This window comes from Merdibacter massiliensis (genome assembly GCF_900155395.1).
Classification (GTDB): domain Bacteria; phylum Bacillota_I; class Bacilli_A; order Erysipelotrichales; family Erysipelotrichaceae; genus Merdibacter; species Merdibacter massiliensis.
The window spans coordinates 99695-125685 of sequence record NZ_LT699722.1; the positions used below are offsets into that span (position 1 = coordinate 99695).

The following is a 25991-nucleotide window of genomic DNA, read 5'->3' on the forward strand; positions in this document are numbered from 1 at the left end:
TACACGTTTTATCAGGTATCTAACTATATTTTATATAAAAATCATAGCAAAAATTGTCTTGTATAATAAGACTTTATATATCTTTTTAAAAATGTTATTGTTAAATAATAAATTTATGTATATATAATTTTTATTAATTTGATAAATATTCTTGTATCAATATATGTTTAGCTTAGAAATTACTTTATTTATTTAGTAATCGATAGATATCAATAGATTTTTATCCCTTAAAATATATACAAATATAAATATGAATCCAATAATCCTCAGCTTGCATATTCATTCAAACCATATGCATATTTTATGATAAATATTGACAACTATCCTATTAAAATGTGCAATATATAAGTGAAATATGCTATTTTTTTGTGGTTTTCTATTGTGCATTTTTTTATTCTGTCTATACTTATATGTAAAAGATCTGTTACACAATGCTATATTCAAAACGAAAAATAGATAGGTATTTGTTAAATTGAAGAACAGAACCAAATAAGACATCATTGACCAGTAAAGGTCCAAGACAAGCAGATAAGGATAAATCCATCATACGATTTGGTTATCAAAATGATAAAAGTATCATCTATATCTATTTTGTAGAGGGAGCAAATTATAAGATAATTACTAAGTATGATTATTAATGCAAAATGTCTTAAAAACACATCTAAAATTGAGCCATCTAAACAATATATCGAAAATGATACACTTATTATTTTTGATAAACTACAAGTTTTTTCCAGAAATTGATACTACGATATTTAAATTCTTCAAAATCGATGAACATTTTGATGTAATATGTAGAGATGCTCTTTTAAGAGTTAACTATTAAAGAATAACAACAAAATCAAAATGAGGTGATAAGTGTGAATAAAACTGTAAAAAAAAAGCCGACTTAAAAATAAGTAGTAAAAATATCGAAAAAATTTATAAGTTGATTTGAATAGAAGATATATCAATGCCGGATTGTTTCAAAAAGTTTAATGCTTCTTCAACTGTTAGTGATTGTTTGGTATCGGATCGTGGATTCATGAAGGATTCATAATCCGTTGGTTGAAATACTTCGCCTGTTAGGATCATGTGATAGATACTGACCAACATCATGCGTGCGATCGCAATGATGGCTTTCTTGTGACCACGTCGTTTCTTGATATTGGAATACTTTCTTCCAAAATAAGATGTCTTATCTTTGATGGTCGATAAAGCACATTGGACAAGCAGTGGTTTGAGATATTGTCCAGCTTTGGAGATACGAACTGACTTTTTCTTGCCGGCACTTTCGTTGTTGGCAGGAGAAAGTCCAGCCCAACTGACAAGTTGTTTGTCGGATTCAAACTGAGACATATCGATTCCTATTTCAGAGATGATCAGAATGGCCGATAAGGAACTAATTCCTTTTATTTGTGTGATATGCTGGAAAGATTCGCGTAAAGGATAAGCCCGCTTGACCAATTCTGCTTCACATGAATTGATGAGTTGATCCAAGTACTCCATATGATTCAATGATTTTTCCATCTTGAATCGTTGATCCGCTTCGATGTGATAGCCGTGAAGGGAGTCTAGTATCTTATCTTTGTTCTTACAATTTTTGTGAATGAGTTTTAAGATCTTGTCATCATCAATCACGTTTGGCTTCATGACTTCTTTCATGATATTGGAAGCTGTCTTGCCAAAAGGATCGGAGACAACAGAAGCTAATCCGATATTGGAAACGGTCATACAGTTCTGATAACGATTCCGTTCTGAAGAACGCATGCAGACCAGCTTGTATCGGTAACGGGCGATCTCACGCAGTTCTCGGATTTCTTTTGGAGGGATAAACGAGAATTTGATCAGATCATGTTTGAAGAGATCACAGATCCATTTGGAATCTTTCTTATCAGTTTTTTTGCCTTTGATGGCTTTGACATACTTGGGATGAGTTAAATGGACATTGATCTCACCTTCAAGAATGTTGAAGATAGGGATCCAGTATTTACCGGTAGATTCCATGCAGACATCACAACAGTGATAAGAATTCAGCCAATCCTTTAAACGATATAGGTCCGAGTTTAAAGTGGAAAAAGATTGTTGGAAATATTCTGTGATGTTCGACTGTCTATCGGTGATCCCAATAGTAGCGACAACCAGGTTTTTGTGAACATCCATGCCACAGCAGTTGAAACGAACGATTTTCATTGCCATATAAAAAAGCTCCTTTCATACAAAAGGAGAGGTGGCATTGACTGTCATCAAAGCGAATCGACAACAGTTGATTGAACAATCATAAGTGTCCAGGCTCAAAGTCCTACTTATTTGTGCTTGATATGATGACGGCAACTTATAAAAATACAGGATATTCAATTGAGTAGAATTCCTACTCACCTCCACGTGCTCTGTAGTATACCACCTCTCTTATAGGGTAACACGAAAATAAAGCATGTGGGATTTATTGATGAAATATTTGTGTCCGCGCGACTTTAGGCGCGGGGAAATGGAGGAAAAAATGAACAAGATCAGTTCAAACGAAAAACTAGCAATAGGAATCTGTCTAGGATTAGCAATAGGTACCGTCTTTGATAATATCGGCATAGGATTAGCTCTCGGTGTAGCCTTTGGAGCCATTTGGGGTTCAACTGACAATAAAGATCAAAAATGAAAGTATTGTTTTCTATGTTGATTTTCGTTGCTTGTTAGAAACAAGCATTCTTTATACGATTTAAATGTAGAAAGAAAGGAATGTTTTAACATGATAAACGAAAATATCAAGTATTACCGTAAAAGAAAAGGTATAAGCCAAGAAGAAATGGCAGTAAAGCTGCATGTTGTTAGACAAACCGTTTCTAAATGGGAAAATGGGGGTTCACTTAGATAAAGATACCACACCAATCCCACGCTGACTTTTGCTCAACCAATACAGCCGGAGGGCTGGATAACAAGAAAAGGCGGTATGCGCCCCGTGGAGGGGTAGCATATCGCCTTTTCTTGTGGGGGTTTCCAAAGGGGGCAACGCCCCCATTTGGCACACGACTTTGCGAAGCAAAGTGTAGTGTGTTATACGCTCTGTCGGCGTTGTCGTGAAAATGCCGTTGCCGCCGGGGAGGGCAAGGGCATTTGAAGCGGCAAGATTTGAAGCGGCAAGAAAACAGGGCTGTGCTTGCGTGGCGTGGAGCCGCAAGCGCAGGTCTGGTTTCATCAGCAGACAGGGCGTATATGAAAGCCCCCGTCCCTCGTCCTACGCTCCGACTTGTGGACAAAGTGTCCCGAAGTTGTGGCCACACTCCCGGAAAAGTAGCAGGACAGCGGGCAACCGTCAAGGCTGAAATGAACGGGGTTACACCCGGCCTTGACCGCCGCCCGCCGCCCCGCTGGATGGGTGGACAAGGCGGCCAATCCCTCAAAGTGCTTGGCCGCGCTCTTTCTGATTTTGAGGTATTCAGTTTTTCAAAATTGAATAATCAAAATAAATTTTTTCGATTGAAAAAATTTTATTTGTTATCATCTTCAATGCCATATTTTTTCTTTTGCCGAATCACATAATTACTGATTTTTTCATCATATAGTGGATACTGGTAATCCAACTGGCATGCCACTTCTGACGAAACCTCCCGGAACAATGCCATACATTGTTCAAAGGATTCCCACATATGGGGATAGGAATCCATATTATAAGTAGACATAAGTCGTTCCCACAATTCCTCTGGGACATATTGCTTCATAAATTTATAGTTTTTTCCCAAACTGAAATGAAATCCCTGTTTGATACCAATCAGCCAGGAAATCATGCGAAGCAATTCTTTTCGTACTATATCATTCATATGGTCAATAGCAAAAAGAATTTCTTTGCGGCATAAGCCCTTTACTACATATGTTGTAGTATTCCAAAATTCATTACAGCAATCGTCAAACATTCTTTGAGTAGGCTTCTGCAAGTGGTAGTCTATATCCGTTGGTATTGGCGGCTTTACGATACGGTTGTCTTTATCCAACAGTAACTTTACCAGTTTATCCCATGTAAAATACTCGTCTATCAGTTCCAGCGGCAGCAAAGTTAAATCTATCTTAACATCATCAGTAAACAGCATTAAATATGAAAATCCCTTTTCTACAGCTGGAAATAATTCCATATCTTCCGGCTTTTGCAGAATCAACCTTTCACCAAATATATCTAGCCATTTATCATCACTTGTGAAGCTGTCCATATCCGTAACAAAAAAAGTAATATCAAAATCCTGAAAATCATCAGGCGGAATATTTGTATTTGTTCTAGATCCTTCCAAAGTAACCATGCGAATGCGTTTGTCTGTTTTTGCAAAATTCAAAACAATATCATAAACTTCCTTTTCTGATCTCATTTTTTCCTCCATTTCCCCGCGCCTAAAGTCGCGCGGACACAAATATTTCATCAATAAATCCCACATGCTTTATTTTCGTGTTACCCTATAAGAGAGGTGGTATACTACAGAGCACGTGGAGGTGAGTAGGAATTCTACTCAATTGAATATCCTGTATTTTTATAAGTTGCCGTCATCATATCAAGCACAAATAAGTAGGACTTTGAGCCTGGACACTTATGATTGTTCAATCAACTGTTGTCGATTCGCTTTGATGACAGTCAATGCCACCTCTCCTTTTGTATGAAAGGAGCTTTTTTATATGGCAATGAAAATCGTTCGTTTCAACTGCTGTGGCATGGATGTTCACAAAGATCTGGTCGTCGCTACTATTGGTATCACCGATAGACAGTCGAACATCACAGAATATTTCCAACAATCTTTTTCCACTTTAAACTCGGACCTATATCGTTTAAAGGATTGGCTGAATTCTTATCACTGTTGTGATGTCTGCATGGAATCTACCGGTAAATACTGGATCCCTATCTTCAACATTCTTGAAGGTGAGATCAATGTCCATTTAACTCATCCCAAGTATGTCAAAGCCATCAAAGGCAAAAAAACTGATAAGAAAGATTCCAAATGGATCTGTGATCTCTTCAAACATGATCTGATCAAATTCTCGTTTATCCCTCCAAAAGAAATCCGAGAACTGCGTGAGATCGCCCGTTACCGATACAAGCTGGTCTGCATGCGTTCTTCAGAACGGAATCGTTATCAGAACTGTATGACCGTTTCCAATATCGGATTAGCTTCTGTTGTCTCCGATCCTTTTGGCAAGACAGCTTCCAATATCATGAAAGAAGTCATGAAGCCAAACGTGATTGATGATGACAAGATCTTAAAACTCATTCACAAAAATTGTAAGAACAAAGATAAGATACTAGACTCCCTTCACGGCTATCACATCGAAGCGGATCAACGATTCAAGATGGAAAAATCATTGAATCATATGGAGTACTTGGATCAACTCATCAATTCATGTGAAGCAGAATTGGTCAAGCGGGCTTATCCTTTACGCGAATCTTTCCAGCATATCACACAAATAAAAGGAATTAGTTCCTTATCGGCCATTCTGATCATCTCTGAAATAGGAATCGATATGTCTCAGTTTGAATCCGACAAACAACTTGTCAGTTGGGCTGGACTTTCTCCTGCCAACAACGAAAGTGCCGGCAAGAAAAAGTCAGTTCGTATCTCCAAAGCTGGACAATATCTCAAACCACTGCTTGTCCAATGTGCTTTATCGACCATCAAAGATAAGACATCTTATTTTGGAAGAAAGTATTCCAATATCAAGAAACGACGTGGTCACAAGAAAGCCATCATTGCGATCGCACGCATGATGTTGGTCAGTATCTATCACATGATCCTAACAGGCGAAGTATTTCAACCAACGGATTATGAATCCTTCATGAATCCACGATCCGATACCAAACAATCACTAACAGTTGAAGAAGCATTAAACTTTTTGAAACAATCCGGCATTGATATATCTTCTATTCAAATCAACTTATAAATTTTTTCGATATTTTTACTACTTATTTTTAAGTCGGCTTTTTTTTTACAGTTTTATTCACACTTATCTCCTCCAATTATTGAAATAGGTGTGAAGCCATTTTAGGGCTTTCCCGCCTTGATTACCCTTTAGCAAAGACGGGCGGGACTGTCAACGGCGGCGCATGAAATGCGCCGTTCATCTTGACCGTTGACTGGCTCGGCTGGCTTTGCTATTTTCTCGATGAAAAACAATTTATTCGTATTTATTTCCATCATTGTCATAGTAAGCCACATGAATGGAATACTCTTTTTCTGGGTTTTTAATTGAGATAATATCCATATCATCTGTGTTGTATCTCAATGTATCTTGCACTTGTCCATTTATTGTATAAGTGATTTCAGCATACTCTGTTTTAGCACCATTAAACCAAATTAAATCATACCATTCTCCGTTTATTGCAACGCCACCGACAATAATCTCATCACTATTTCGGTTTGTTGATGTACTAAATTTGTAGTCTCCATTTCCTGTTGGTTCAAAGATAGCAAGTGTAGATTTATTATCTGTACTGTATGCTCCACTCACGATATAACCGCCAAGTTCCAGTTCTTTTGCGATAGTCCATTCATTCCCTTTTGAAATTGCGGTGTTCAATATGCTTTCTCTGCTGGTAATGGTATCTCCTTTGGGAGTTAAACTAAAGAAATATAAAAAAGCGGCAGCAACGCAAATAACAGTCGCTGAAATTATCAGTAACCACTTTTTCATAACCAATACCTCCATATAATCTGATTTATTATTCTCTTACTTGCGTCCCCGCTGCGGCTTTGGATTTTTCAGCAAATCCGATTTCTGTGCAATCTTTTTCAACCACTTCTTTTCTTCCTCTGACAGTTTCCCATAGTTCAGCTTGAGCCGCTTACAGATAAATGCCATAGCCGCCTGCTCCGGGTCGCTGTCCTCTCTGGTGGTTTCCTCTGCGGTCTGCAAAAAATCTTCCAGAGGATTGTCCTCCGGGACGCTGAAAAAATCGTCCTTGTGGGCTTCCCGCAGGTCGAAGGCTATCTTGTTTATGTCCTGCTGTATCACATAGCGGCAAAAGCTGTCATCGTCAATATGGGCGGCGATAAGCTGTCGCAGCTGTGGGTCAGTCAAGCCGGGATTGTGTTGTTTCATAATCGTTGCACTCACAGCGTCCACAATGGCGTTTGCGCTCTGCACCTGCTTTCCCGCTACGCCGTTCACATAGATTTCAAGGTCGGCCATGAGCCGGGGAAAATCCGGGTGGGTCGCCAGTTCACACAAGAGGGAATTGTCCACCCGCCCGCTTTTCAATAGTTCAATCATATCGTCGCTCAAACGCAGGTCTGCAAGATCGGCGTTTGGGTGATTTTTTGTTTGGGAACGGCCCAGCAGATAATCAACAGTCACTTCGTAAAACTTTGCTAACTCAATAAGGGCATAGTGGCTGATGTCCTTATACTCGTCCGCTTCATAGCTGCCAAGCGCAGATTTGGAGAGGTGCGTCTGTTCCGCAAGCTGTTCCAGCGTCAAGCCACGCTCCACACGCAGGTCTTTTAGTCGTTCTTGAATAGTTAGGGCCATACTCTCCCCCCCTCTGTCCTCTGTTCTAAAATATCATCCAATCTTACCACGACTTTTTGATTTCTCTTAATAAAGCAACCGTAATATCTTTGGCAATACTTGATGCTTTTGCACAGTTTCCGTCAAAATTATCAACTCCGCTGTGTTTTTCAGTATCGGTCACACACCGAATGGCGATAAACGGTATGTCATTTGCATAGCAGACATGAGCGATACTGGCAGTTTCCATGTCAACCGTCAAGGGAGCAAATTCATCGTTTATTTTTTGCCGGCTCTCATCGGTTATAAACGATTCTCCCGTTACCATACGGCCCCAAACTACCTTTCCAGAAGTTGAAAGCTTGTCAACAGCAGACTTTGACATATCTATCAGCTTTGGGTCTGCCACAAAAAACACAGAATTCATCCACGGATGAAATTCCGTTAAAATGTCTGGCGCTACATCGTGGTAACAAACTTCTGTGGAGATAACTGTATCGAATATTTCAAGTTCTGGCTCCATACCGCCCGCTGTCCCTGAATTGATAATTATATCCACGCAAAATACATCTATCAAAAGCTGAGCGGCTATGGCGGCATTTACTTTGCACACGCCGGAAAACAGGGCGACAACTTCTACACTATCAATCTGTCCAGCATGGAATTTCAGCATAGCTTTTTCCGTTATCTTACAGTTGCTTATCAAGGGCAAAAATGGGGCGAGTTCTTCGTCACCCGCACATAAAATTCCGATTTTCATAGATTATTGTCCTCCTATGGCTTGAAAGCCAATTTTTATGTTTATTTTACCATAATTCCGAGAGCACGGAAATAGCCTGTTTTTTAAGCCGATTTCCTACCTTTCGGATATACGGGACGGGCGGTCATTTAGGTGTAGACTTAGGGTAGTTCATCGATGGACAGCACCTTGAAAACAGAATGACCGTCCAAAAAGGAATACCCCGGCTGGGGAAGCACTGCAAGGAGCCAGCTTCTGGACACTTTGTCCAGAGGTCACTTCGGGACAAGTTGTCCCGAAGTTGCGGGGAGCGTGCCTCGTCGCCGCAAGCTGCGTATCATTCGCTTCCGCCAGAGGGCGAAAGCTCACTCGCTCCGCTGCGGCTCCTCTCCCCACAAAGTCTGACGACTTTGCGGGGGCCCCTGTTGGGAACACGCCGCAGGCATGGGGCAAGAAACCTTTTCGGGGAGAACGGCAACGGAAAGCAAAATGGAGGGAACGCATGAGAGATAACCCCTATAAAGACTTGCCGCCGCTGGAACGCAGGCCGGACGGTTCCCTTTACCGCATGACACCGGCGCAAAGGAAACAGGCGGCCAGCCTGATACGCCAGGAGTGCTGTTGCTGTGAGGACGGCAACTGCATTGTCCTTGATGATGGGGACACCTGCACCTGCCCGCAGACAGTTTCTTTCTCGGTCTGCTGTAAGTGGTTCCGCTGGGCGGTCTTGCCGCTGGACGGGACGCTGGAAGCGGAGATTTTCCGGGATAAGGACTTGAAACGCTGTGTGGTCTGCGGCGGTGTGTTCGTCCCCAAATCCAACCGGGCAAAATACTGCCCCGGCTGTGCCGCCAGAGTTCACAGGCGGCAGAAAACAGAAAGTGAACGGAAAAGGAGGTCTGCTGTGGACAGTTAGGAGCGAAAAAAGCCTTGATTTATTAGGCTCCGCAAGCCCCAAACCGGGGCAGGTGGTATAAAGTATCGCCCGCCCCGGAAAACGGGCTTCTAACCGTCCACAAAACACGATATGACAAACACGATTTACATTCATCAGCCGGAAAAGGCGTTCAGCTTCACCCGGCTCCCGAATTTTCTCTTTGAAGCCCCCACATTCAAGCCCCTGTCTAACGAGGCAAAGGTTCTGTACACCTTTATCCTGCGCCGGACAGAGTTATCCCGCAAGAATGGGTGGGCGGATGACTGCGGACGGATTTTCCTGTATTACCCTATCTGCGAAGTGGTTGACCTGCTCCACTGTGGGCGGCAGAAAGCGGTGAACACCCTGCGGGAACTGCAATACGCCGGACTGGTGGAGATCCAGAAGCAGGGCTGTGGAAAACCCAACCGCATTTTTCCAAAATCCTATGAAGCGGTTCCAAACACCGACTTCAAGAAATCCCGTTCTGGTACGCCGGAGGACTGAAAACCGTACCCTTGAAGTACGGAAACCGCCCCCCTAAAGTACGAAAACCGGACGGTATATAGAAATACAAAGATTAAAATGATTTATTTATATCCATTCCATTCCTATCGTATCAGAGATAATTCTGGCAGGATTTTCCCTGTGGAAAACCCAGGATAGGAAAGGAATGGGGAAAGGAGCAGAATGGCACAACACGCAATTTTGCGGTTTGAGAAGCACAAGGGCAACCCGGCAAGGCCGCTGGAAGCCCATCACGAAAGGCAGAAAGAACAATACGCCAGTAACCCCGACATTGACACAAGCTGGAGCAAATACAATTTCCATATCGTCAAGCCGGAGGGACGCTATTACCACTTCATTCAGAGCCGTATCGAGCAGGCCGGATGCCGAACCCGCAAGGACAGCACACGGTTTGTCGATACGCTGATAACCGCCAGCCCGGAGTTTTTCAAGGGGAAATCTCCAAAGGAGATACAGGCGTTCTTCCAAAGGGCGGCAGATTTCCTCATTGGCCGGGTAGGACGGGAAAATATCGTGTCGGCGGTGGTACACATGGACGAGAAAACGCCCCACCTGCATTTGACCTTTGTTCCGCTGACAAAGGACAACTGCCTGTGTGCAAAGGAGATTATCGGCAACCGGGCAAACCTGACGAAGTGGCAGGACGATTTTCACGCCTATATGGTGGTGAAATATCCCGACTTGGAGCGTGGGGAGAGTGCCAGCAAGACAGGCCGGAAGCATATCCCCACCCGGCTTTTCAAACAGGCGGTTTCCCTCTCCAAACAGGCCAGAGCCATTGAAGCCGCCCTTGACGGCATTAACCCGCTGAACGCCGGAAAGAAAAAAGAGGAAGCCCTCTTCATGCTGAAAAAGTGGTTCCCGCAGATGGAGAACTTCTCCGGGCAGTTGAAAAAGTACAAGGTCACAATCAATGACCTGCTGGAAGAAAACAAAAAGCTGGAAGCAAGGGCAAAGGCCAGTGAGCAAGGCAAGATGAAAGACCGCATGGAACGGGCAACGCTGGAAAGCGAATTACACAATCTCCGCAATTTCGTTGACCGTATCCCGCCGGAAGTGCTGGCGCAGGTGAAACGGCAACAGCGGCACACAGTAAAGGAAAGGTGATAGATATAAGCAGAAATTTTCGCCGCCCCTGTGCGGCATTGTACCTTGAAAACTGAATATGGAGGACACTGGATGGCAAAAAGCGAAAGCGATATTTTTACGCCCCGGACAGGGCAGGTCATACAAGCAGAGAACGGCACGCAGTATTTTGTATGTGGGAACAACCGTATAAAAATCTCCGAACACTTCGCCGCAGGCGGGAAGCCCCTCGGTGATCTGATTGTAGATGTGGTGCGGCATACCGCAGAAAAAGCCGCTTCAACCTGATAGCCCATCATTGATAACACGCCCACGCTTATGATATAATTGCCATAGAGCAAAAGTATTGTAAGCGTGGGTTGTTTCTTTAAGAAGGAGGATTTTTAACGGTGAAACAACCTTACAATACTACGATTTACAACACGGCGCTTTATATGAGATTGAGCCGGGACGATGAAAACTATGGTGACAGCGTAAGCATTGAAACACAGCGGACAATCCTGCAACAGTACGCAAAGGAACAGGGACTTCATGTAGTCGGTGAGTATGTGGACGATGGCTGGTCGGGGACGAACTTTGCTGGGGTTAGATAGCGATACTTTTTACATCTACCATGTTGCGGCGGTCATGGTTGACAACTTGCGTCGGCTCCTGCTCGGTATCAACCTGTCCGACAAAGCTATAATGGATTTCGATTTTCCGGGTGTTGGTTTCCCGGTCTAATTCATGTATCAAAATACGGTCGATAAACTCATGGACGTTTTCATAGGTCAATTCCTGTATGTCGCTGTATTTCCCGACAATCTGAATAAACCTTGATATATCCCTTTTTCGCTCGGTAACGGTTGCGATCTGCTGTTGTAACTCGTCTATCCTTGCGGCAAGGGATTTCTTTTCGTCCTCATAGCCGGAAGTTAGAAACACAAACCGTTCATCTGTCAGTCTGCCTAATGCGTTGTCCTCATACAGCTTGCGGAAAAGCGTGTCAAGTTCGGTCATACGCGCCTGTGCTTTGAAAAGTTCCTTTTGCTGCTGCGCTAATGCCTTTCTCGCTTCCATGTCGCCGTACTCGGTAGCTTTACAGATAAAGTCCTGTTCGTGTTCCTTAACATACCGCAAAACCCGCCGCATATCTTCCAGCACTAAATCAAGAAGTACGTTTTTGCGGATATAATGAGAGGTACACTCGCTGCCTGTCCTTGCCCTGTTGCGCCATGCGCCGCAAGAATAGGAAAACTTGCGCGGCTCGATATTTACGCCCTGTTGGTAATACATCTTATGTCTGCAACCAGCGCAAAACAGCAAGCCGGAAAAAATATCAATCTCCGCTGCTTTTGTCGGGCGGTGGCGGGTAGCAATCCGCTTTTGCGCAAGTTCAAAGGTTTCCTCGTCAACAAGCGGCTCATGGGTGTTTGGGAAGAAATAGCGTTGTTCTTCTTCGTTCTTCCGGGTCTTTTTCGACTTGTAGGATACCTTGTGAGTTTTCGCGGTTATGGTATGCCCTAAATATTCCTGCCTTGCTAATATGTCATAGAGCGTTTTGTCCGGCCAAGTATAGGGGGCGATCATTGCCCGCTGATACCGCGCCTGTCCTGTACGCTGATAGCGCAACGCTCCAATCGTCAAGACTTTGTTTTCCGCAAGCCATTTTTGGATTTCGCACATACGCACGCCGCTAACAAACATAGCGAAAACCTGTTTGACAATCGGCGCGGTTTCCGGGTCGGGTATAAGGTGGTGGCGGTTGTTCGGGTCTGGGATATAGCCGTATGGATATTCCCCGTTGACGCGCTCGCCTTTTTGCGCCTGTGCCTGTTTAACTGCGCGGATTTTCTTGCTTGTGTCGCGGGCGTAAAACTCGTTAAACCAGTTCCGCAAGGGGGTAAACTCGTTATCCTCCCGCGCTGTGTCAACTCCGTCGTTGATCGCGATATAGCGTACTCCGTTTTCGGGAAATACAATCTCTATGAGTTCGCCCGTTTTCAGATAGTTTCTGCCAAGACGGGAAAGGTCTTTGGTAATGACCGTCGCCACTCGTCCGGCTTCCACTTCCTGCAACATCGCTTGCAGCCCCTCGCGCTCAAAACTCACGCCGGAAAATCCGTCGTCCACAAAAAACTTTGTGTTCAAAAAATGGTGTTCGTCCGCATAGCGTTGAAGTATCATTTTTTGGTGCTGTATGCTTCCGCTTTCTCCGGCTTGCATATCCTCTTGACTTAAACGGCAGTAAAGGGCGGTGATTTTATTCGACTGTAACATTAGTCCTCCTTTCCGACAGCCGAATAAACAGGTATAATGTGTTGCTATCATTATACCATATCCCGCCGCCTAATGCACTACTCGGACGCTAAAAATCCCGGATTTCCGGGCTTTTTCTGCAAATCCTTTACAATGAGTTTCTCAATCTTTTTATGGATTGTATCGGTTGCCTTTTCACTCGGCAACGCTTGAACAAGATAGGTGATTTTCCCTATTTTGCGTTCGGTTGTAATTGTCTGTTTTTTATCCATTAGAAAAACCTCCTTTTCCTGTATGGATAAACTATATTCGTCAAAAGGCAAAAACGGGCGGTTGTTAGCTGCAACCTCACGGGAGTTTCACCCCGGCCCATGCTTATGGGTGCGCCGCGCAATACTTTGAGGGTGTTCAACGCGGGAGTATCATTGTGCCGCCTTGTATGTCGTCGCCCACAAGCTGCTAAACCTGTTTTACGGCGCGGTAGTTCTCGCTCGGCTTTTCCCCTATGGGGAAAAGCTGTCATGGCGTACCCGCCGACTGGCTCGGTACAGACGGAATGTACCCGTTTGCCTGTTATGCTGCGCACCAAAGGCCGCTTTCTTTGTCAAAGAACAATAGGCTTTGTCGGCCTGCAAAAGCACATCAACAGCGGATATGCTTTTGCGGAACGACAAATAGCCCATAACGGGAAGCGTGGAAAGGGGACACGCTCCCCGCATGGGCTAAAAGATTATCCTACATGAAAAGCAAGGGTGCGGGTAATAAGGCGCACTTGCAGCCTGTTACGCATTTCCTCGTCCACATAGGAATAGGTATTGCCCGCGTCGTCTTTCAGCGTGCGGGTACAAAGTTTCGCTATGTAACCCTCGTAGTGCTTCAAGATCGCGCACATGGCGGTTGTGTCGCCGTTTGCCGCTGCGGAAATGACAGGGAACGGCAACAGATTTTCAGACTTCCTAACGGTATTCATCATCTGCTTTTCCCTCCAAATACTGTTTGATTTTCGCAAGCGCGGATTTCCTGTGCCGGAAAACCGTCGTGCGTACAACATTCAGCAGTTCGCCAATTTCCGCGTCGCTCATATCCAAGAAGTAGGACAAAAGGATAATGTCGCGTTTCCTTTCGGGCAAAGCGTTAAGGGCTTCGGCAAGCAGTTCATTTTTGACGAGTACATCAAAGCCGGACACTTGAAAACGGAAATAATCGCTTTCGTATTCGTCCGTTGTGAAAAGCTGCGCGAGTTCGCTTTCGCTCAAATCCGAAAAAGTAACTTCGCGTGCTGCGCGTTTCGCAAGAGTGCGGCGGTGGCTTTTCGCTTCGCCGACCAAAGTTTTCTTTGCTAATGCGTCGTACTGATGTTGTATTCTTTCCTTGTCGGAAGAAGATAGCTCCATAGAGTTCACCTCCTTCCCGCGTGGAGTAGAGGACGGGAGTTAAGGGCTTGTCCTCTCTGCCCCTTTCGCTCCGTACCCGTTCGGGAGATGGCTCTTGAGTGCGCTTTTCAGAAAAAAGTTGAAAAAAGCAAAATGCGCCCGTCCGCAAGACGCGGACGGGCGCAAAGGAAATGTAAGCAGTAGCTAAATGTATTGACAGTTCACATTCATAGCCGGAATATCCCGCTTGCGGAGCATAGCTTTTTTTGACCGCAAAGCATTAGGCGGGTTACAGTAAATAAAAATGGACACGGCGATACCTCCCCGATACCGCCGTATCCTTAAAAAAGGGCGACTTTAATACACTACCCGCAATCCATTCTATAATAGGGAACAGCGGCTTTTGCGCAATATTAAATAAAAAAGCCGATAACACATAGGTTTTTTGACCTAATGCGTTATCGGCTCTGCGTCTATGCGTCTGGCACTTTTAATCATTTTTTTTTGAATTTATTATATGTGTTAGCTAACTGTCCACAAGCCGCGTTAATCTCTCTGCCATGAGAAACTCTCATAGTAACTTCAAGTCCTGCTTGCTCTAATTGATGTTTGAATGCAACTATTTCCCGTTTCTGTGGTGCTTTAATTCTTGAATTGCTTGTTGGGTTGTATTGTAACACGTTAATCATAACTTTTTTGCCCCGAAACCATTTTGCAAGTTGTCTTACATCTGAGGGCCGGTCATTTATACCCGGTAAAAGCAAATACGCAAAGACAATTTTGCGATTATGCCTTTCAGAATAGGATAAGGCTTGCTTAACAACATCTTCAATAGCATATATGCGCATGTGAGGAATAATACGATTTCTTGCAGATTGTGTTGCTGCGTGTAAAGATATTGTCAACTGAATTTTAAGATGTTCCTCGCGCAATTTTTTTAATTGATCAACCGGACCAACTGTTGATATGGTAATGCCGTCGGTTGGAAAGTTGAGCCCATATCTATCTCGGAGAATATGGATTGCTTTTATCAAGTTGTCATAATTGAATAAAGGCTCTCCCATACCCATAAAAACGATACGGTTTACTTTTCGACGCAACAATATAATCTGTTGTACGATTTCTGACGATGTTAGATTACGAACAAAGCCATTTCGCCCGGACTCACAAAAAATACAACCAACAGGACAACCGACTTGTGTGCTCACGCAAACAGTTCCACCATCTCGCCGCTTGATAAAAACCGTTTCAATGTATTTGTTGTCTTTCAGTTCGTAAACATACTTTTCAGTATCACTGCTTTTGCAAATATTTTTTACCAACATTGATAGATTTTTTTTGCGTGGTAATTGCTTATATAATTCTTCATATAAGGCTTTTGCTTCATTCTCGCCAATAACTTCCGACATTTCTTTGTAAGTAAATCCGTATGGATCATTCCGTACTTCCGCAGGCGTATATTTAGGTAAACGTTTCATTTTTATATCCTTTCTTCTAAATAATAAAAGTTTGTTTTTCTGTATTTTTGATTACAATCTCTAATTTTTCTACATCAATGATATGCGTCAATTTGCATTTAGGGCAGAAAAGAGGAAAATCTTTTAATACAGTATTATGAAATACTTGAACTCTCGTCTTTCCGTTACAAATCGGACATTTTATCCAATATTTTTTAAGCATTATATTTCACTCGTCCTTTTTACACAAAAAAATGCAGGTCAATCCTCAACATGAGCATTGACCTGCATTTATAATGCACAGAGCAGTACAACAAAACTAAGGCATAGCTTGCACTATGTCTATACTATATCTATACGTCGTTAGTTTTTTGTATAGCATCCGCAAAATAAGCATGACAAAAAAGCCCATGTTGAAAATGGGAAAATCCTTTTTTTCAATGCTTATCTAATACGCATGCTATGCAACATAAACGCCGCCTCCTTTTACATAAATTTTATTTTATCAGAAAATCAGTCTACTGTCAATACACAACAGGAAGTATTTAACCTAATGATATGAATTGTGTGGACATATCCAAAAAGAAAGGTGAACTGTAAAATGTAACAGGGTGAATGAAAATGGCAAAAAGACCCGTACCATTGTACGACTTTAAGGCTTTCGGGGCAGCTATAAAAGCCGCGAGAAATGAATACGGCGAGAGCCGCAAAAAGGTAAGCGACGAGTTATATATTTCCCCGCGCTACCTTGCGAATATCGAGAACAAGGGACAACAGCCGAGTTTACAGGTATTCTATGACCTTGTAACCCGGTATCATATTTCGGTAGATCAATTTTTCTTCCCGAACAGCAATGCGGAGAAATCCACCGGGCGGCGGCAGCTTGACGCGCTGCTGGACGGTATGAGCGATAAAGGCATACGGATTGTAACCGCAACAGCAAGGGAGATAACGGAAGTCGAAAAAGCAGAGGATTAACCTCACAATATGAGAAATCGGGAGATTGCAGCGCATGGCGGCTGCAATCTTTTTTTGCGTCCAAAATCAAAGGAACGCGCAACAAATACCGCCTTTCGGTGGGGGTATGGAGTAGATAGCAAGCACAGCAAACGAGTACCCGTTTGCGGAAAATGCTTGTTGGGATAATCCCAAACCCTTATACCGAAAGGCGGTGCGGAAATGGAAAACCGAAAGAGAAATATACAGATGAAGTTTTACGTTACGGAAGAAGAAAAGCGGCTGATCGACGAGAAGATGAAGCAGCTTCCCATAAAGCAGTATGGGGCATACTTCCGTAAAATGGCGATAGACGGGTATATTCTTGTCGTTGACCGAAGCGACACAAAAGCATATATCCGGGAACTGCAAGCGGTGAGCCGGAACATCAACCAAATTGCAAAACGCGCCAATGCGACGGGGACGGTTTACAGGCAGGATATAGAGGACATTAAAAAGGCGGTGGACGAGATATGGCGGTTACAAAGACGCACCCTATTAAATCAACCTTAAAGGCTGCGATAGACTATATCTTAAATCCCGAAAAGACAGACGGGAAGCTGCTTGCGTCCTCTTTCGGCTGCGGGCTGGAAACCGCCGATATTGAGTTTGCATGGACGCGGGAAGCTGCCGGAGATCGCGGCACACATTTAGGGCGGCACTTGATACAATCCTTTGCGGTGGGAGAAACCACACCGGAAGAAGCGCACAAAATCGGCATGGAACTTGCCGGGGCGGTATTAGGCGGCAAGTATGAGTTTGTTTTGACAACTCACGTCGATAAAGACCATCTGCATAATCACTTGATTTTCAACGCGGTTAGCTTCGTTGACTACAAAAAGTACCATTCCAACAAGCAAAGCTATCACTTTATCCGGCGCACCAGCGACAGGATATGTAAAGAGCATGGGCTATCCGTCGTCGTACCGGGACAGGACAAGGGAAAAAGCTATGCAGAATACACCGCCGAAAAGCAAGGGACAAGCTACAAAGCAAAGCTGAAAACGGCGATAGATACTCTCATTCCCCAAGTGAAAGATTTTGACGAACTGCTGCGCCGCTTGCAGGAAATGGGGTATGAAATCAAACAGGGCAAATACATTTCCTTTCGCGCTGCCGGACAGGAACGGTTTACCCGCACAAAGACGCTCGGCGCGGCCTATACGGAAGAAGCGATAAAGGAGCGTATCAAGGGCGTGTATGTTGCCAAAACAAAAACGCTGCGGGAAGATAAGAAAATCCGGCTTGTCGTCGATCTTGAAAACAGTATCAAAGCCCAACAGTCGGCGGGCTATGAACGGTGGGCAAAAATCCATAATCTGAAACAGGCTGCTAAAAGCATGAACTTCCTAACCGAAAACAAGATTGAGTATTATAGCGAACTTGAAAGCAAGATAGCCGATATTATGACCGCTCATGACGCGGCGGCAAAGGCGGTTAAGGAAGTGGAACAGCGTATGTCTGATTTGTCGCTGCTTATCAAGCACACCACCACATACCGACAGTTAAAACCGATTTACGATGAATACCGAAAATCGCCGGACAAGGAAAAGTATCTGCGGGGGCATGAAAGCGAAATTATCCTGTTTGAAGCTGCGGCAAGGGCATTAAAGGAAATGCAGATAAAGAAGCTGCCCGATCTCGCCGCGCTGCGCAAGGAGTATAGAAGCTTAAACGACAGGAAAACCAAATTGTATGAAGATTATCGGCAAGCCAAGAAGCAAATGCAGGAATACGGCGTTGTCAAAAAGAACGTCGATAGTATTCTTTACCCGTCCCAAAGCAGGGCGCGGGAGCAGGAGCGATAAGGCGCAAAACATGGGGTGGCAAGTGGAATGTTAAGGGCTGAAAACGCCTGTGTTTCTGCGGCTTCCAGCGCATGAAAACGACATAGACGATAAAGTATATTCAAACCCGCAAAAACGGCTTTCTAATTGTCCACGCAAGGACAAAAAAAGAACAGGGGCGCGGTGCCGGAAATCGGCAACCGCGCCCCTGTTCTCTATGGGCTATTCCTCGTCGGTCAAGATAAACTCCCTTTCGGAAAACTCGCTGTCCGTCATGGCTTGCAGCTTGTTCACCGCTGCGGCGGCAAGCTGGCGCATATCCTCGTCCATGTAGGGCATGGCGGCAAGGATATTTTCAAGCGTTGTTTCCCGGCTGTCCTCGGCGTAGATCGCAACAATGTTTTCTTCCTCAATGGTAAAGCGGGTATTCATGCTATCAAACCTCCAAATCCTTTTTATGCTCTTTCTGTTTATCTTTCGGCTGCTGCGCCGCCTGTTTCTTGTATTCGTCCAGCTTCTTCAAAATGGACGGTTTTTTCTGCGGCTGTTCCCGTTTCTCGGCTTTTACCGCTTTTGCAAGGTCGGTAACGGAAATCGCTTCCCCCGCCTTTGCCCGCTGCTCAAAATCTGCAACGGTGGGCGTTTGCGGCGTATTGTTGATAAGCCCGTCAAAATTGTTGTCGTTCTGCTCTATGGTGTCCTCGACGTGCTTTAAGGGATTATCCCGCTGCGGCTGCTCGGCGGCTATGGCATAAGCCTGTGTGCCATTCCCCATAATGAGATACTTCCCGTCCTCCGACGCATGGTGAAAACCAAATCCCGCCGCTTCGATCTGTTCACGGCTCATATCGGTAATATGAAAATTGCCCCTCGGCGTTCTAACGGTTTCACCCGTCAAAAGGCTGTCGGGGGTCGCTTCCGGCTGCTGCTTTTCAAGCTGCCCGTCCTTGTAGGAATATCCTTGCGCCGCGATTGCTTCAAGGGTCTTGCCCGTAACGTCGCCATAAATCCGCTTGTCTGCGTCAACCAGCATTTGCAAAGTGTCTTGTACGGTGTCGGACAAGGCTTGCTGCTGTTCGGGCGGCAGCTTGTCAAATACGGGGGTCTGCTGCTCCTGCAAAAACTCCGGCACTTGCTGAAAACCGATACTGTCTACATAGTGGGCGGTGTCCTCGTCGTTCTGATGAAGCACAACAATGTCGGAAACGGAAAGGCTATGCCCCTTAAAGTCGGCGGGGTGGTCGATATTAAACCTTTCCCAAATGTCGCCCAGCGTCATATCCTTTGTAAGCGGTGCAGTATAGACGAGTTCATAATTTACCCGGTCAATGGTAAGTCCAGCCGCTTGCAGACGGTCATAAGGCTCAAAGCGCAAGTCCCTTGTTTCGTCCCCGCGCTTTAACTGATAAATGGAAAAGGTATCGCCCTGCTCCTGCTCGGCTTGCCGCTGCTGCTGCAACTCGGTAAAATGCCCCTCAATCTCGGTAATGAGTTCCTTTGCGGTGGTCTGTATTGTTTCAAGGGACGCTTTTAACTCGGTCATTTCCTTGCCGCTGCTCCAACCAGCCACATAGCCGAAAGAGTAATCGGAAGTATCAAGGCCGAAATGCTGGCAAACCGTATAAGCGACGCTTTCCGCTTCTACCTCGCAGGTATGGCGGTCAACGCGGTTTTGCTGCTCCGGCGGGGCGTTTAAGTCTACGTCGTGCAGCTTCGCATGGGCGATTTCGTGAATGGCGGTCTTTACCGCCTGTAATTCACTCACGCCCTCTTTGATTGCAATACGCTTGTCGGTCAAACTGAAATACCCATTTGCGCCGTTTGTGATCTGCTCAAATGCAATCGGGACGGGGGACGCTTTTTCAAGGGCGGCGAAAAAATCCTCGTACTGCTCCACATCGGCAAGCAGCGGTTTAACGGAAAGGTCGGGAAACTCCTTGCCCTCGGTCTGCGAAATATCAAAGACGGTTATAACCTTAAAGGCGGGGACGGTGATTTCCTTTTCTTCCTTTACCACTTTTCCCTCGCGGTCAAGCATGGGCTTTCTCGTTTCGGGGTCGATTTTATCAACCAGCTTTTTCACCTTGTAGGGCGCGGGGGCAAAGATTTTAATGCCTTTCTCGCCTTTCTTTACATGGCGGTCAAACTCCTTTTCCCATTGACGGAAGCCCATTACCAAATTGCCGCCCTGCATAGCAATTAGGATAGTGTTATTCAAACTATAATCATGGAACTTTGACATAGCGGTTAGAAACTCTTTGTAGCGGTCGCTGTCAAAAATCGCCTGTACGCCCTGTTCCAAACGCGCGGTGATCTCCTTTACCTTTTCGGCGGGCTTTTCGGAAGTAAGGATAATGGGGACGACGGGGCGGGGCTGCTGCGGCTCTGCGGCCTGTGCGTCTGCTTGCTGCGTTTCGGCTGCGTCCATATAGGCTTTGTCCTGTTCGCCGCGCTCCGGCTGCGGGTAACTCATAATGCGGTATTCTTCCGGCACTTCGCGCCCCTCAAACTGCCGTTCCCACTCGTCGCCGCTTTCCACGATATAGCCGTACTCGGTAAACGCGCCTTTTTCCTGCGCGGCAGCGTTCCTGCCAAAAGTAGAAAGGTCAATGCCGCCTTTCCATTCTTCGGGCATTTGTACCATGCCGGATTGATTTAAGTAATAGTCGCCCAAATCGTGGTAGTTATGTACTTCGGGGATATGGACGTAAAAATCCACGTTGTAGGTGAAGTCAATTACCTGTCCAATATTTGCAAGCCCGTTTTTCTGCTGCAAAGCTGCGTTCAGCTTGCCAACCTCGGCGGGGTCAAGCTGTTCGAGCCGCGCCGCAAGAAAATTGAGTTCGTCCACGTCGGCGGCGCATACCATTTCATAAGGCAAGGCAATATGTTTCTCCGGGTCGTCGGAATAGCCGCGAATGGAAAAATCCTGCGGGTTGTCGGCGGTAATGCCGACGTTCCGCATAGCTTCGTGCAACTGCTCCTTTGTGGCGGGCATATCCAACCAATAGCCGCCGGGGTCGCCCGCGTCAAAGCGGCTGCGGTTGCCTATCATAATAGAAAACTGTTCGCTCATGTGTTCACGCTCCTTTTCCTGCCCGGTATTTTCGGGGATAGCTGCCGCCTGTTGCTGCTGCGGGGGTTCTTCGCCCTCTATGGTGTAGTCCGGCATGAGCATACCGTTTACTTTGAAATAGTCGGCGTACTCCTGCGGGATAGGCGGGGAGATTTCCGTAAACAAGCGGTCATACGCTTTGATACGCCCATTCAGATACTTTTCCATAGCTGCCTTGTCGGTGAAAACCTTTCTATCTTGTCCGGCAATCTTCGCTTGGGTTCTGCTTGGGCTGTTGGTGCGCACGCTCCATGTAAGCGTCCATGAATACGGGATAGATTTCTGCGCTTCTTTGTCGTAGCGGGTATTCTCGTAAATGTAGTAATTCATCTGATATACCCGATTGCTGCGAATATGGCGGTTATGCTCGGTGGTCTGCCACTCGTTAGCGGTGTGCTGGACGTGCGGCGTTCTCACATATTCAAGTGTTTTATCCAGCAAAAGCGTTCTTCCCGCCTGTTCTTCCCATGCGGCGGCGCGTTCTTTAAGGTCGTCAAAAATCGCCTGTTCTGCCGCCGCGCTTTCGCTGCGCATGGAAAGTAGCTGCGCAATCGGCAAGGAAGCATAAGGGGCAATCTCCCTGTCCTTTGCTTCAAAATATATCCGGCGTTCTATCCGCATGGTTTCGGCGGCTTCTAATTTGTCATGGTCGTATGAGGAATACGGCATATTCTTTCATCACGTCCTTTCTCGGTCATATAAGGGTTTGGGACTATCCCAACAAGCAAAATGCCCGCGCTCTCTATGGGAAGCGCGGGCATTTCTCGCAAACGGGTACTCGTTTGCTGTGCTTGCTATGTAGTTGTTTTTATCCGTAAACGCCTGTTTCTCTCGCTTTGGGCTTTCTGTCTGCGGCGTATCTTTGCCGCGCAATCGGGGCAGTATTTCGCCCGGTTGCTGCCCGCCGCAAACGTGCTGCCGCATACCGCGCAACGCTTCAAATCGGTTTCCCCGCTGCGGGTGATCTGTTCGCAAAGCTGCCTGTCGGCGGGTAATACCGCTTCGCGGAAATAGCGGCATAGCAGCGAATAGCTGATACTCTGCACACAAACGCAAGTTTCCCCGTCGTCCAGCAGCAGACAATTCCCGCAATCGTTGTTTGCACAAGCGGCGCGGGTCATTTTCTTTACGGCGCGGTATTGCTTTTCATCAAGCCTTATCATTTTCGGTTCTGCTCGACGCGGAAGTTTACATACTTGCCGCCTGTGTCGGCAAGCAGCACAACTCCGTCAAAGGTCTTTCCCGTCTTGGTCGAGTACATACCTTTGATTTTTACCTTTCCGTCTTTCAAAAGGGCGGCGGCAATCGCCTTTGTGAAAGCCTTTTTGCGCTGCTCAAAAAAGCGGTCATTCTTCCACATCACAAAGCTGCAAGCCCTGTCGGAGCAGTAAAAGTTTTTCTTGCCCTCGTAAACCGCCGCGCCGCAACGGGGGCAAGTGCCGATTGCTTCCCGCTGCGGGGTAAACAGCTTCGCTTTATCCTCGGAAATCGCGGAATAGGTCTTGACAAGCCCCGCTGTCATTTCCTCAATCCCGCGCATGAAGTCGGCGGGGCTGTCGCTGCCCTTTGCAATCCCGGTAAGGCGCGTTTCCCATTCTGCCGTAAGCTGCGGGGACGTAAGGCTGTCGGGCAGAATAGCGACAAGGTTATACCCGTCCTTTGTGGGGATTAGCTTTTTGCCCTTGCGCTCGGCAAAGCCCGCGCTAATGAGTTTTTCAATGATACCCGCCCGCGTCGCGGTGGTGCCTAACCCTTTGCGCTCCGCGTCCTCCGGCGTGTCCTCCTTTCCCGCACTCTCCATAGCCGAAAGTAACGTATCTTCGGTAAATGCCTTTGGGGGCTGCGTGTAACGTTCGGAGATCTCCGCTGCCGGATTGTCAAAGGTCTGCCCCTCGGCAAGCGGGGGTAAAACCGCTTCCGGCTCTGCGTCCTCGTCCTGTTCCCCGGACGCGGCGCGGGATAGTCTTTCAATCTCGCGCCAACCCTCGCAAAGCGTCGTCCTGCCCTTTGCGGTAAAGGTATAGCCGCCGCAAGTGAAAACCGCCGTAACCGCTTCATACTCATAGGGCGCGGCAACGGCGCAAAGCAGTTTTGCGCACACAAGGGTCATTAGCTTTTTCTCACTTTCGGCAAGGGAAGAAAAGCCCGTTTTCACAAACTCCGCTGTCGGCAAAATGGCGTGATGGTCGGTTACTTTGCTGTTGTCGCAAATCCTCGCAAGGTCGGCTTGCAGCTTCACGCCCTGCATAAAGGGGAGAGCAGCGCAAAGGCCGGTGATAAGTTCCTTTGTGCTGCCCTCCATATCGGAAGTGATATATTTGCTGTCGGTGCGGGGATAGGTCAAAAGCCGTTTTTCATAAAGGGCTTGCGCATAGTCAAGGGTCTGTTTCGCCGTAAACCCATACAAACGGTTTGCTTCCCGCTGCAAGGCGGTGAGGTCAAACAGTTTCGGCGGGGCTGCGGTCTTTTTCTCTTTTTTAAGGGAAGTACAAACGGCCTGCGATTTCTCGCAAGCCGCTTTCATCTGCCGCGCCGCCGCTTCGTCGTCCTGCCTTTCGGAAAGGGCGGCAACGCCGCCAACGTCCAGCCGGACGACATGATATTTCTCTTTCTTAAAGCTGCTGATTGCATAGTCGCGGTTTACCAGCATAGCAAGGGTGGGCGTTTGCACTCTGCCGACATTCAATGTTTTATGGTAGAGGATAGAGAAAAGGCGGGTCGCGTTAATGCCAATGAGCCAATCGGCCTTTGCTCTGCAAAGCGCGGATTGATAGAGGTTGTCATAGCCGCGCCCGTCTTTGAGATTTGAAAAGCCCTCGCGGATTGCACTTGCTTCCATGCTGCTAATCCAAAGGCGGGAAAAGGGCTTTTTGCAATTCGCCTGTTCATAGACAAAGCGGAAAATGAGTTCCCCCTCGCGCCCGCTGTCGCAAGCATTGATAATCTCGGTAACGTCGCTGCGGTGCATAAGGTCTTTGAGAATGGAAAACTGCTGCTCCTTGCCGCTGGCAACAATAAACTGCCACTCCTGCGGGACAATGGGAAGATCGTCGTACTTCCATTTACGGAATTGTTCATTGTAGGTCGCCGCGTCTGCAAGGCTAATCAAATGCCCGATACACCACGACACAAGGTAGCCGCCGCCCTCAAAATATCCGCTGCGCTTTTCATTCGCGCCCATAACGGCGGCAATCGCCGCCCCGACGCTCGGTTTTTCTGCAATTACAAGTTTCATAGATTATCGTCCTCCTGCTCGGTCTGTTCGGTTTCGACTACTTCCGTTTCCTCGTCGTCCTCGTCAAAATCAAGGTCGTCAAGGCTGCTGCTGCCTTTCGCCGCGTCCTTTTTGGGCTTCAAAATCTTAAAGTAGTAGAACGCGCCGCCGCCCGCTGCGGCAACAAGCAGCACGACAAGCAGAATACCCATGCCGCCGCCTTTTTCTTCTTCCGGCGGCTGCTCGGTTTCTTCCGGCTCCGGCTCGGCTTCCACACCCGCGCACTCGCTCATGTTGACGCTGCAAACCGGGCAAGCGGTGTTGACGCTTCCGGCAACGCATTTATCGGTGCAGCTACAAACGGGGGCTTCGGTCTGCCCGTCCTCCATAAGGGCGGTTAAATCCGCTTCGTCCACTTGGTTAAGGAAATGGACGGTATTTTCCCCGTCCTCGGCGCGGTCAATGATGATGTAAAAATAGTTGCCACTTTTGGTAACGACGGTGATAAACTGCTTGTCGCCGGACGCTTCACCCGTTATATCGTCCACAAGGGACATATTCCCGTCCGGGGTAAGGGGCTGCGGCTCATAGCCGCCCGTCGTTTCTTCCGGCTCGGTTTCCGGCGCGGGGGTTTCCTCGGTTACGGGGGTAGGCGTGTCGTCGCTTTCATCGCCACCGCCCGCATAAGCGGTAACAGAAAAGCCGCACATGATAACCAGTGCGGCAAGCAATACGGTAAACTTTCGGATTATCTTTTTATTCTTCATTGTCGTTGTCCTCCTGTTCGGCGGGGTAAGTGGCTTCCGGCTGCGGCAAGGTGATTTCGCCGCTGGCGTAAGCGGAGAGGAACGCGGCAAGCTGCGTCCCGTCAAGGTGTACCGCCTTTACCATTTGCACGATCTGCGCGTTTTCTTCCTCGACTTTCTGCGCTTCAAGGTCTTTCAGCTTCTTTTGCTGTTCAAGGATTTTTGCCCTCGTTTTCTCAATATCCCTTTCGATACGGTCAAGTTTCGTGTTCGCCATAGTCATTTACTCCTTTCCAAACTGTTCTTTCCATGAATAGCTGCGCCCCAATCCCTTAACGGTTTTA

General features: G+C 46.4%; 30 protein-coding genes. 12 read left to right on the forward strand and 18 right to left on the reverse strand.

Going from position 1 to position 25991, the window contains the following annotated elements; all coding sequences use genetic code 11:
- Nucleotides 1-921 precede the first annotated feature (921 nt).
- The gene (locus tag BQ9859_RS04260) at nt 922-2178 is read right to left on the reverse strand and encodes an IS110 family RNA-guided transposase (RefSeq protein ID WP_075877033.1); all 1257 of its coding nucleotides are present in this window, start codon (nt 2176-2178) and stop codon (nt 922-924) included.
- A gap of 235 nt (nt 2179-2413) precedes the next feature.
- Here BQ9859_RS04260 and BQ9859_RS12600 point away from each other — a divergent pair, with 235 nt between their 5' ends.
- From BQ9859_RS12600 to BQ9859_RS04275, 3 genes are all read left to right on the forward strand, one after another.
- Nucleotides 2414-2632 carry a glycine zipper domain-containing protein gene (locus BQ9859_RS12600; protein ID WP_235846389.1) on the forward strand — a complete coding sequence of 73 codons (219 nt, stop codon included), beginning with the start codon at nt 2414-2416 and terminating at the stop codon, nt 2630-2632.
- A gap of 90 nt (nt 2633-2722) precedes the next feature.
- Nucleotides 2723-2848, forward strand: coding sequence for a helix-turn-helix transcriptional regulator (locus tag BQ9859_RS04265; protein WP_075877034.1), 126 nt, complete (start codon nt 2723-2725; stop codon nt 2846-2848).
- A gap of 239 nt (nt 2849-3087) precedes the next feature.
- Nucleotides 3088-3513 (forward strand): hypothetical protein, encoded by a 426-nt coding sequence (locus BQ9859_RS04275; RefSeq protein ID WP_032548332.1) that lies wholly within the window; start codon nt 3088-3090, stop codon nt 3511-3513.
- Here the strand turns inward: BQ9859_RS04275 and BQ9859_RS04280 are convergent.
- Entirely contained in the window at nt 3462-4328 is an 867-nt protein-coding gene (locus BQ9859_RS04280) for an aminoglycoside 6-adenylyltransferase AadE (protein WP_001255868.1), read from the reverse strand. The two genes, BQ9859_RS04275 and BQ9859_RS04280, sit on opposite strands and share 52 nt — an antisense overlap.
- A gap of 301 nt (nt 4329-4629) precedes the next feature.
- Here BQ9859_RS04280 and BQ9859_RS04285 point away from each other — a divergent pair, with 301 nt between their 5' ends.
- Nucleotides 4630-5886, forward strand: a complete 1257-nt coding sequence (locus BQ9859_RS04285) for an IS110 family RNA-guided transposase (protein WP_075876486.1) — start codon at nt 4630-4632, stop codon at nt 5884-5886.
- 234 nt (nt 5887-6120) lie between these two features.
- On the opposite strand, the gene BQ9859_RS04290 is transcribed toward BQ9859_RS04285, so the two are convergent.
- From BQ9859_RS04290 to mtnN, 3 genes are read right to left on the reverse strand one after another with little or no spacing between them, the layout of a single operon-like run.
- Nucleotides 6121-6636: a hypothetical protein gene (locus BQ9859_RS04290; protein ID WP_015573183.1), complete on the reverse strand. Its 516-nt coding sequence runs from the start codon at nt 6634-6636 to the stop codon at nt 6121-6123.
- A 36-nt stretch (nt 6637-6672) separates the two neighbouring features.
- Nucleotides 6673-7473: a helix-turn-helix domain-containing protein gene (locus tag BQ9859_RS04295; protein WP_008395979.1), complete on the reverse strand. Its 801-nt coding sequence runs from the start codon at nt 7471-7473 to the stop codon at nt 6673-6675.
- 43 nt (nt 7474-7516) lie between these two features.
- Nucleotides 7517-8212, reverse strand: coding sequence for a 5'-methylthioadenosine/S-adenosylhomocysteine nucleosidase (mtnN, locus tag BQ9859_RS04300; RefSeq protein ID WP_008395978.1), 696 nt, complete (start codon nt 8210-8212; stop codon nt 7517-7519).
- Nucleotides 8213-8693: 481 nt separating this feature from the next.
- On the opposite strand from mtnN, the gene BQ9859_RS04310 reads away from it, so the two are divergent.
- The 5 genes from BQ9859_RS04310 (at nt 8694) to BQ9859_RS04330 (ending at nt 11314) form a co-directional block, all read left to right on the forward strand.
- Nucleotides 8694-9107: a cysteine-rich VLP domain-containing protein gene (locus BQ9859_RS04310; protein WP_044930679.1), complete on the forward strand. Its 414-nt coding sequence runs from the start codon at nt 8694-8696 to the stop codon at nt 9105-9107.
- Between the two features lie 111 nt (nt 9108-9218).
- On the forward strand, nt 9219-9614 hold the full coding sequence (locus tag BQ9859_RS04315) for a replication initiator protein A (protein WP_008395976.1): 396 nt from the start codon (nt 9219-9221) through the stop codon (nt 9612-9614).
- Between the two features lie 183 nt (nt 9615-9797).
- Nucleotides 9798-10742 carry a MobV family relaxase gene (gene mobV / locus BQ9859_RS04320; protein ID WP_075877035.1) on the forward strand — a complete coding sequence of 315 codons (945 nt, stop codon included), beginning with the start codon at nt 9798-9800 and terminating at the stop codon, nt 10740-10742.
- Between the two features lie 72 nt (nt 10743-10814).
- Nucleotides 10815-11009, forward strand: coding sequence for a hypothetical protein (locus tag BQ9859_RS04325; RefSeq protein ID WP_002334813.1), 195 nt, complete (start codon nt 10815-10817; stop codon nt 11007-11009).
- A 146-nt stretch (nt 11010-11155) separates the two neighbouring features.
- Complete coding sequence (locus BQ9859_RS04330) at nt 11156-11314, forward strand: recombinase family protein (protein WP_083662659.1); 159 nt, start codon at nt 11156-11158, stop codon at nt 11312-11314.
- Here BQ9859_RS04330 and BQ9859_RS04335 read toward each other — a convergent pair.
- From BQ9859_RS04335 to BQ9859_RS04365, 7 genes are all read right to left on the reverse strand, one after another.
- Nucleotides 11307-12980 carry a recombinase family protein gene (locus BQ9859_RS04335; RefSeq protein WP_002604471.1) on the reverse strand — a complete coding sequence of 558 codons (1674 nt, stop codon included), beginning with the start codon at nt 12978-12980 and terminating at the stop codon, nt 11307-11309. The two genes, BQ9859_RS04330 and BQ9859_RS04335, sit on opposite strands and share 8 nt — an antisense overlap.
- Before the next feature lie 77 nt (nt 12981-13057).
- The gene (locus BQ9859_RS04340) at nt 13058-13231 is read right to left on the reverse strand and encodes a transposon-encoded TnpW family protein (protein WP_002604472.1); all 174 of its coding nucleotides are present in this window, start codon (nt 13229-13231) and stop codon (nt 13058-13060) included.
- Nucleotides 13232-13462: 231 nt separating this feature from the next.
- A complete protein-coding gene (locus BQ9859_RS12410; protein WP_206671749.1) occupies nt 13463-13678 on the reverse strand; it encodes a hypothetical protein in 216 nt (71 codons plus the stop codon).
- Between the two features lie 11 nt (nt 13679-13689).
- The gene (locus BQ9859_RS04350; RefSeq protein ID WP_002604473.1) at nt 13690-13932 is read right to left on the reverse strand and encodes a helix-turn-helix domain-containing protein; all 243 of its coding nucleotides are present in this window, start codon (nt 13930-13932) and stop codon (nt 13690-13692) included.
- The gene (locus BQ9859_RS04355; RefSeq protein ID WP_002604474.1) at nt 13916-14353 is read right to left on the reverse strand and encodes a sigma-70 family RNA polymerase sigma factor; all 438 of its coding nucleotides are present in this window, start codon (nt 14351-14353) and stop codon (nt 13916-13918) included. Before BQ9859_RS04355 ends, BQ9859_RS04350 begins: the two co-directional genes overlap by 17 nt.
- Before the next feature lie 473 nt (nt 14354-14826).
- Nucleotides 14827-15810 carry a 23S rRNA (adenine(2503)-C(2))-methyltransferase RlmN gene (gene rlmN, locus BQ9859_RS04360; RefSeq protein WP_002584956.1) on the reverse strand — a complete coding sequence of 328 codons (984 nt, stop codon included), beginning with the start codon at nt 15808-15810 and terminating at the stop codon, nt 14827-14829.
- A gap of 16 nt (nt 15811-15826) precedes the next feature.
- On the reverse strand, nt 15827-16012 hold the full coding sequence (locus BQ9859_RS04365; protein ID WP_003431289.1) for a cysteine-rich KTR domain-containing protein: 186 nt from the start codon (nt 16010-16012) through the stop codon (nt 15827-15829).
- Nucleotides 16013-16410: 398 nt separating this feature from the next.
- Between BQ9859_RS04365 and BQ9859_RS04370 the strand changes: the two genes are divergently transcribed.
- The 3 genes from BQ9859_RS04370 (at nt 16411) to BQ9859_RS04380 (ending at nt 18593) form a co-directional block, all read left to right on the forward strand.
- Complete coding sequence (locus tag BQ9859_RS04370) at nt 16411-16767, forward strand: helix-turn-helix transcriptional regulator (protein WP_002584957.1); 357 nt, start codon at nt 16411-16413, stop codon at nt 16765-16767.
- Between the two features lie 201 nt (nt 16768-16968).
- Nucleotides 16969-17298: a plasmid mobilization protein gene (locus BQ9859_RS04375; protein ID WP_002584958.1), complete on the forward strand. Its 330-nt coding sequence runs from the start codon at nt 16969-16971 to the stop codon at nt 17296-17298.
- A complete protein-coding gene (locus tag BQ9859_RS04380; RefSeq protein ID WP_002584959.1) occupies nt 17259-18593 on the forward strand; it encodes a relaxase/mobilization nuclease domain-containing protein in 1335 nt (444 codons plus the stop codon). Before BQ9859_RS04375 ends, BQ9859_RS04380 begins: the two co-directional genes overlap by 40 nt.
- Before the next feature lie 201 nt (nt 18594-18794).
- Here BQ9859_RS04380 and BQ9859_RS04385 read toward each other — a convergent pair whose 3' ends face one another.
- The 6 genes from BQ9859_RS04385 to BQ9859_RS04410 form a co-directional block, all read right to left on the reverse strand.
- On the reverse strand, nt 18795-19004 hold the full coding sequence (locus BQ9859_RS04385; RefSeq protein WP_002584960.1) for a transposon-transfer assisting family protein: 210 nt from the start codon (nt 19002-19004) through the stop codon (nt 18795-18797).
- Between the two features lie 4 nt (nt 19005-19008).
- Nucleotides 19009-22356: a YodL domain-containing protein gene (locus tag BQ9859_RS04390; RefSeq protein WP_002584961.1), complete on the reverse strand. Its 3348-nt coding sequence runs from the start codon at nt 22354-22356 to the stop codon at nt 19009-19011.
- 125 nt (nt 22357-22481) lie between these two features.
- The gene (locus BQ9859_RS04395) at nt 22482-22850 is read right to left on the reverse strand and encodes a cysteine-rich VLP domain-containing protein (RefSeq protein ID WP_002584962.1); all 369 of its coding nucleotides are present in this window, start codon (nt 22848-22850) and stop codon (nt 22482-22484) included.
- Entirely contained in the window at nt 22847-24922 is a 2076-nt protein-coding gene (locus BQ9859_RS04400; RefSeq protein ID WP_002584963.1) for a type IA DNA topoisomerase, read from the reverse strand. The genes BQ9859_RS04395 and BQ9859_RS04400 overlap by 4 nt, the downstream gene beginning before the upstream one ends.
- Nucleotides 24919-25668: a DUF4366 domain-containing protein gene (locus BQ9859_RS04405; RefSeq protein WP_002584964.1), complete on the reverse strand. Its 750-nt coding sequence runs from the start codon at nt 25666-25668 to the stop codon at nt 24919-24921. The genes BQ9859_RS04400 and BQ9859_RS04405 overlap by 4 nt, the downstream gene beginning before the upstream one ends.
- Nucleotides 25658-25924, reverse strand: coding sequence for a DUF4315 family protein (locus tag BQ9859_RS04410; protein WP_002584965.1), 267 nt, complete (start codon nt 25922-25924; stop codon nt 25658-25660). The genes BQ9859_RS04405 and BQ9859_RS04410 overlap by 11 nt, the downstream gene beginning before the upstream one ends.
- Nucleotides 25925-25991: the final 67 nt, after the last annotated feature.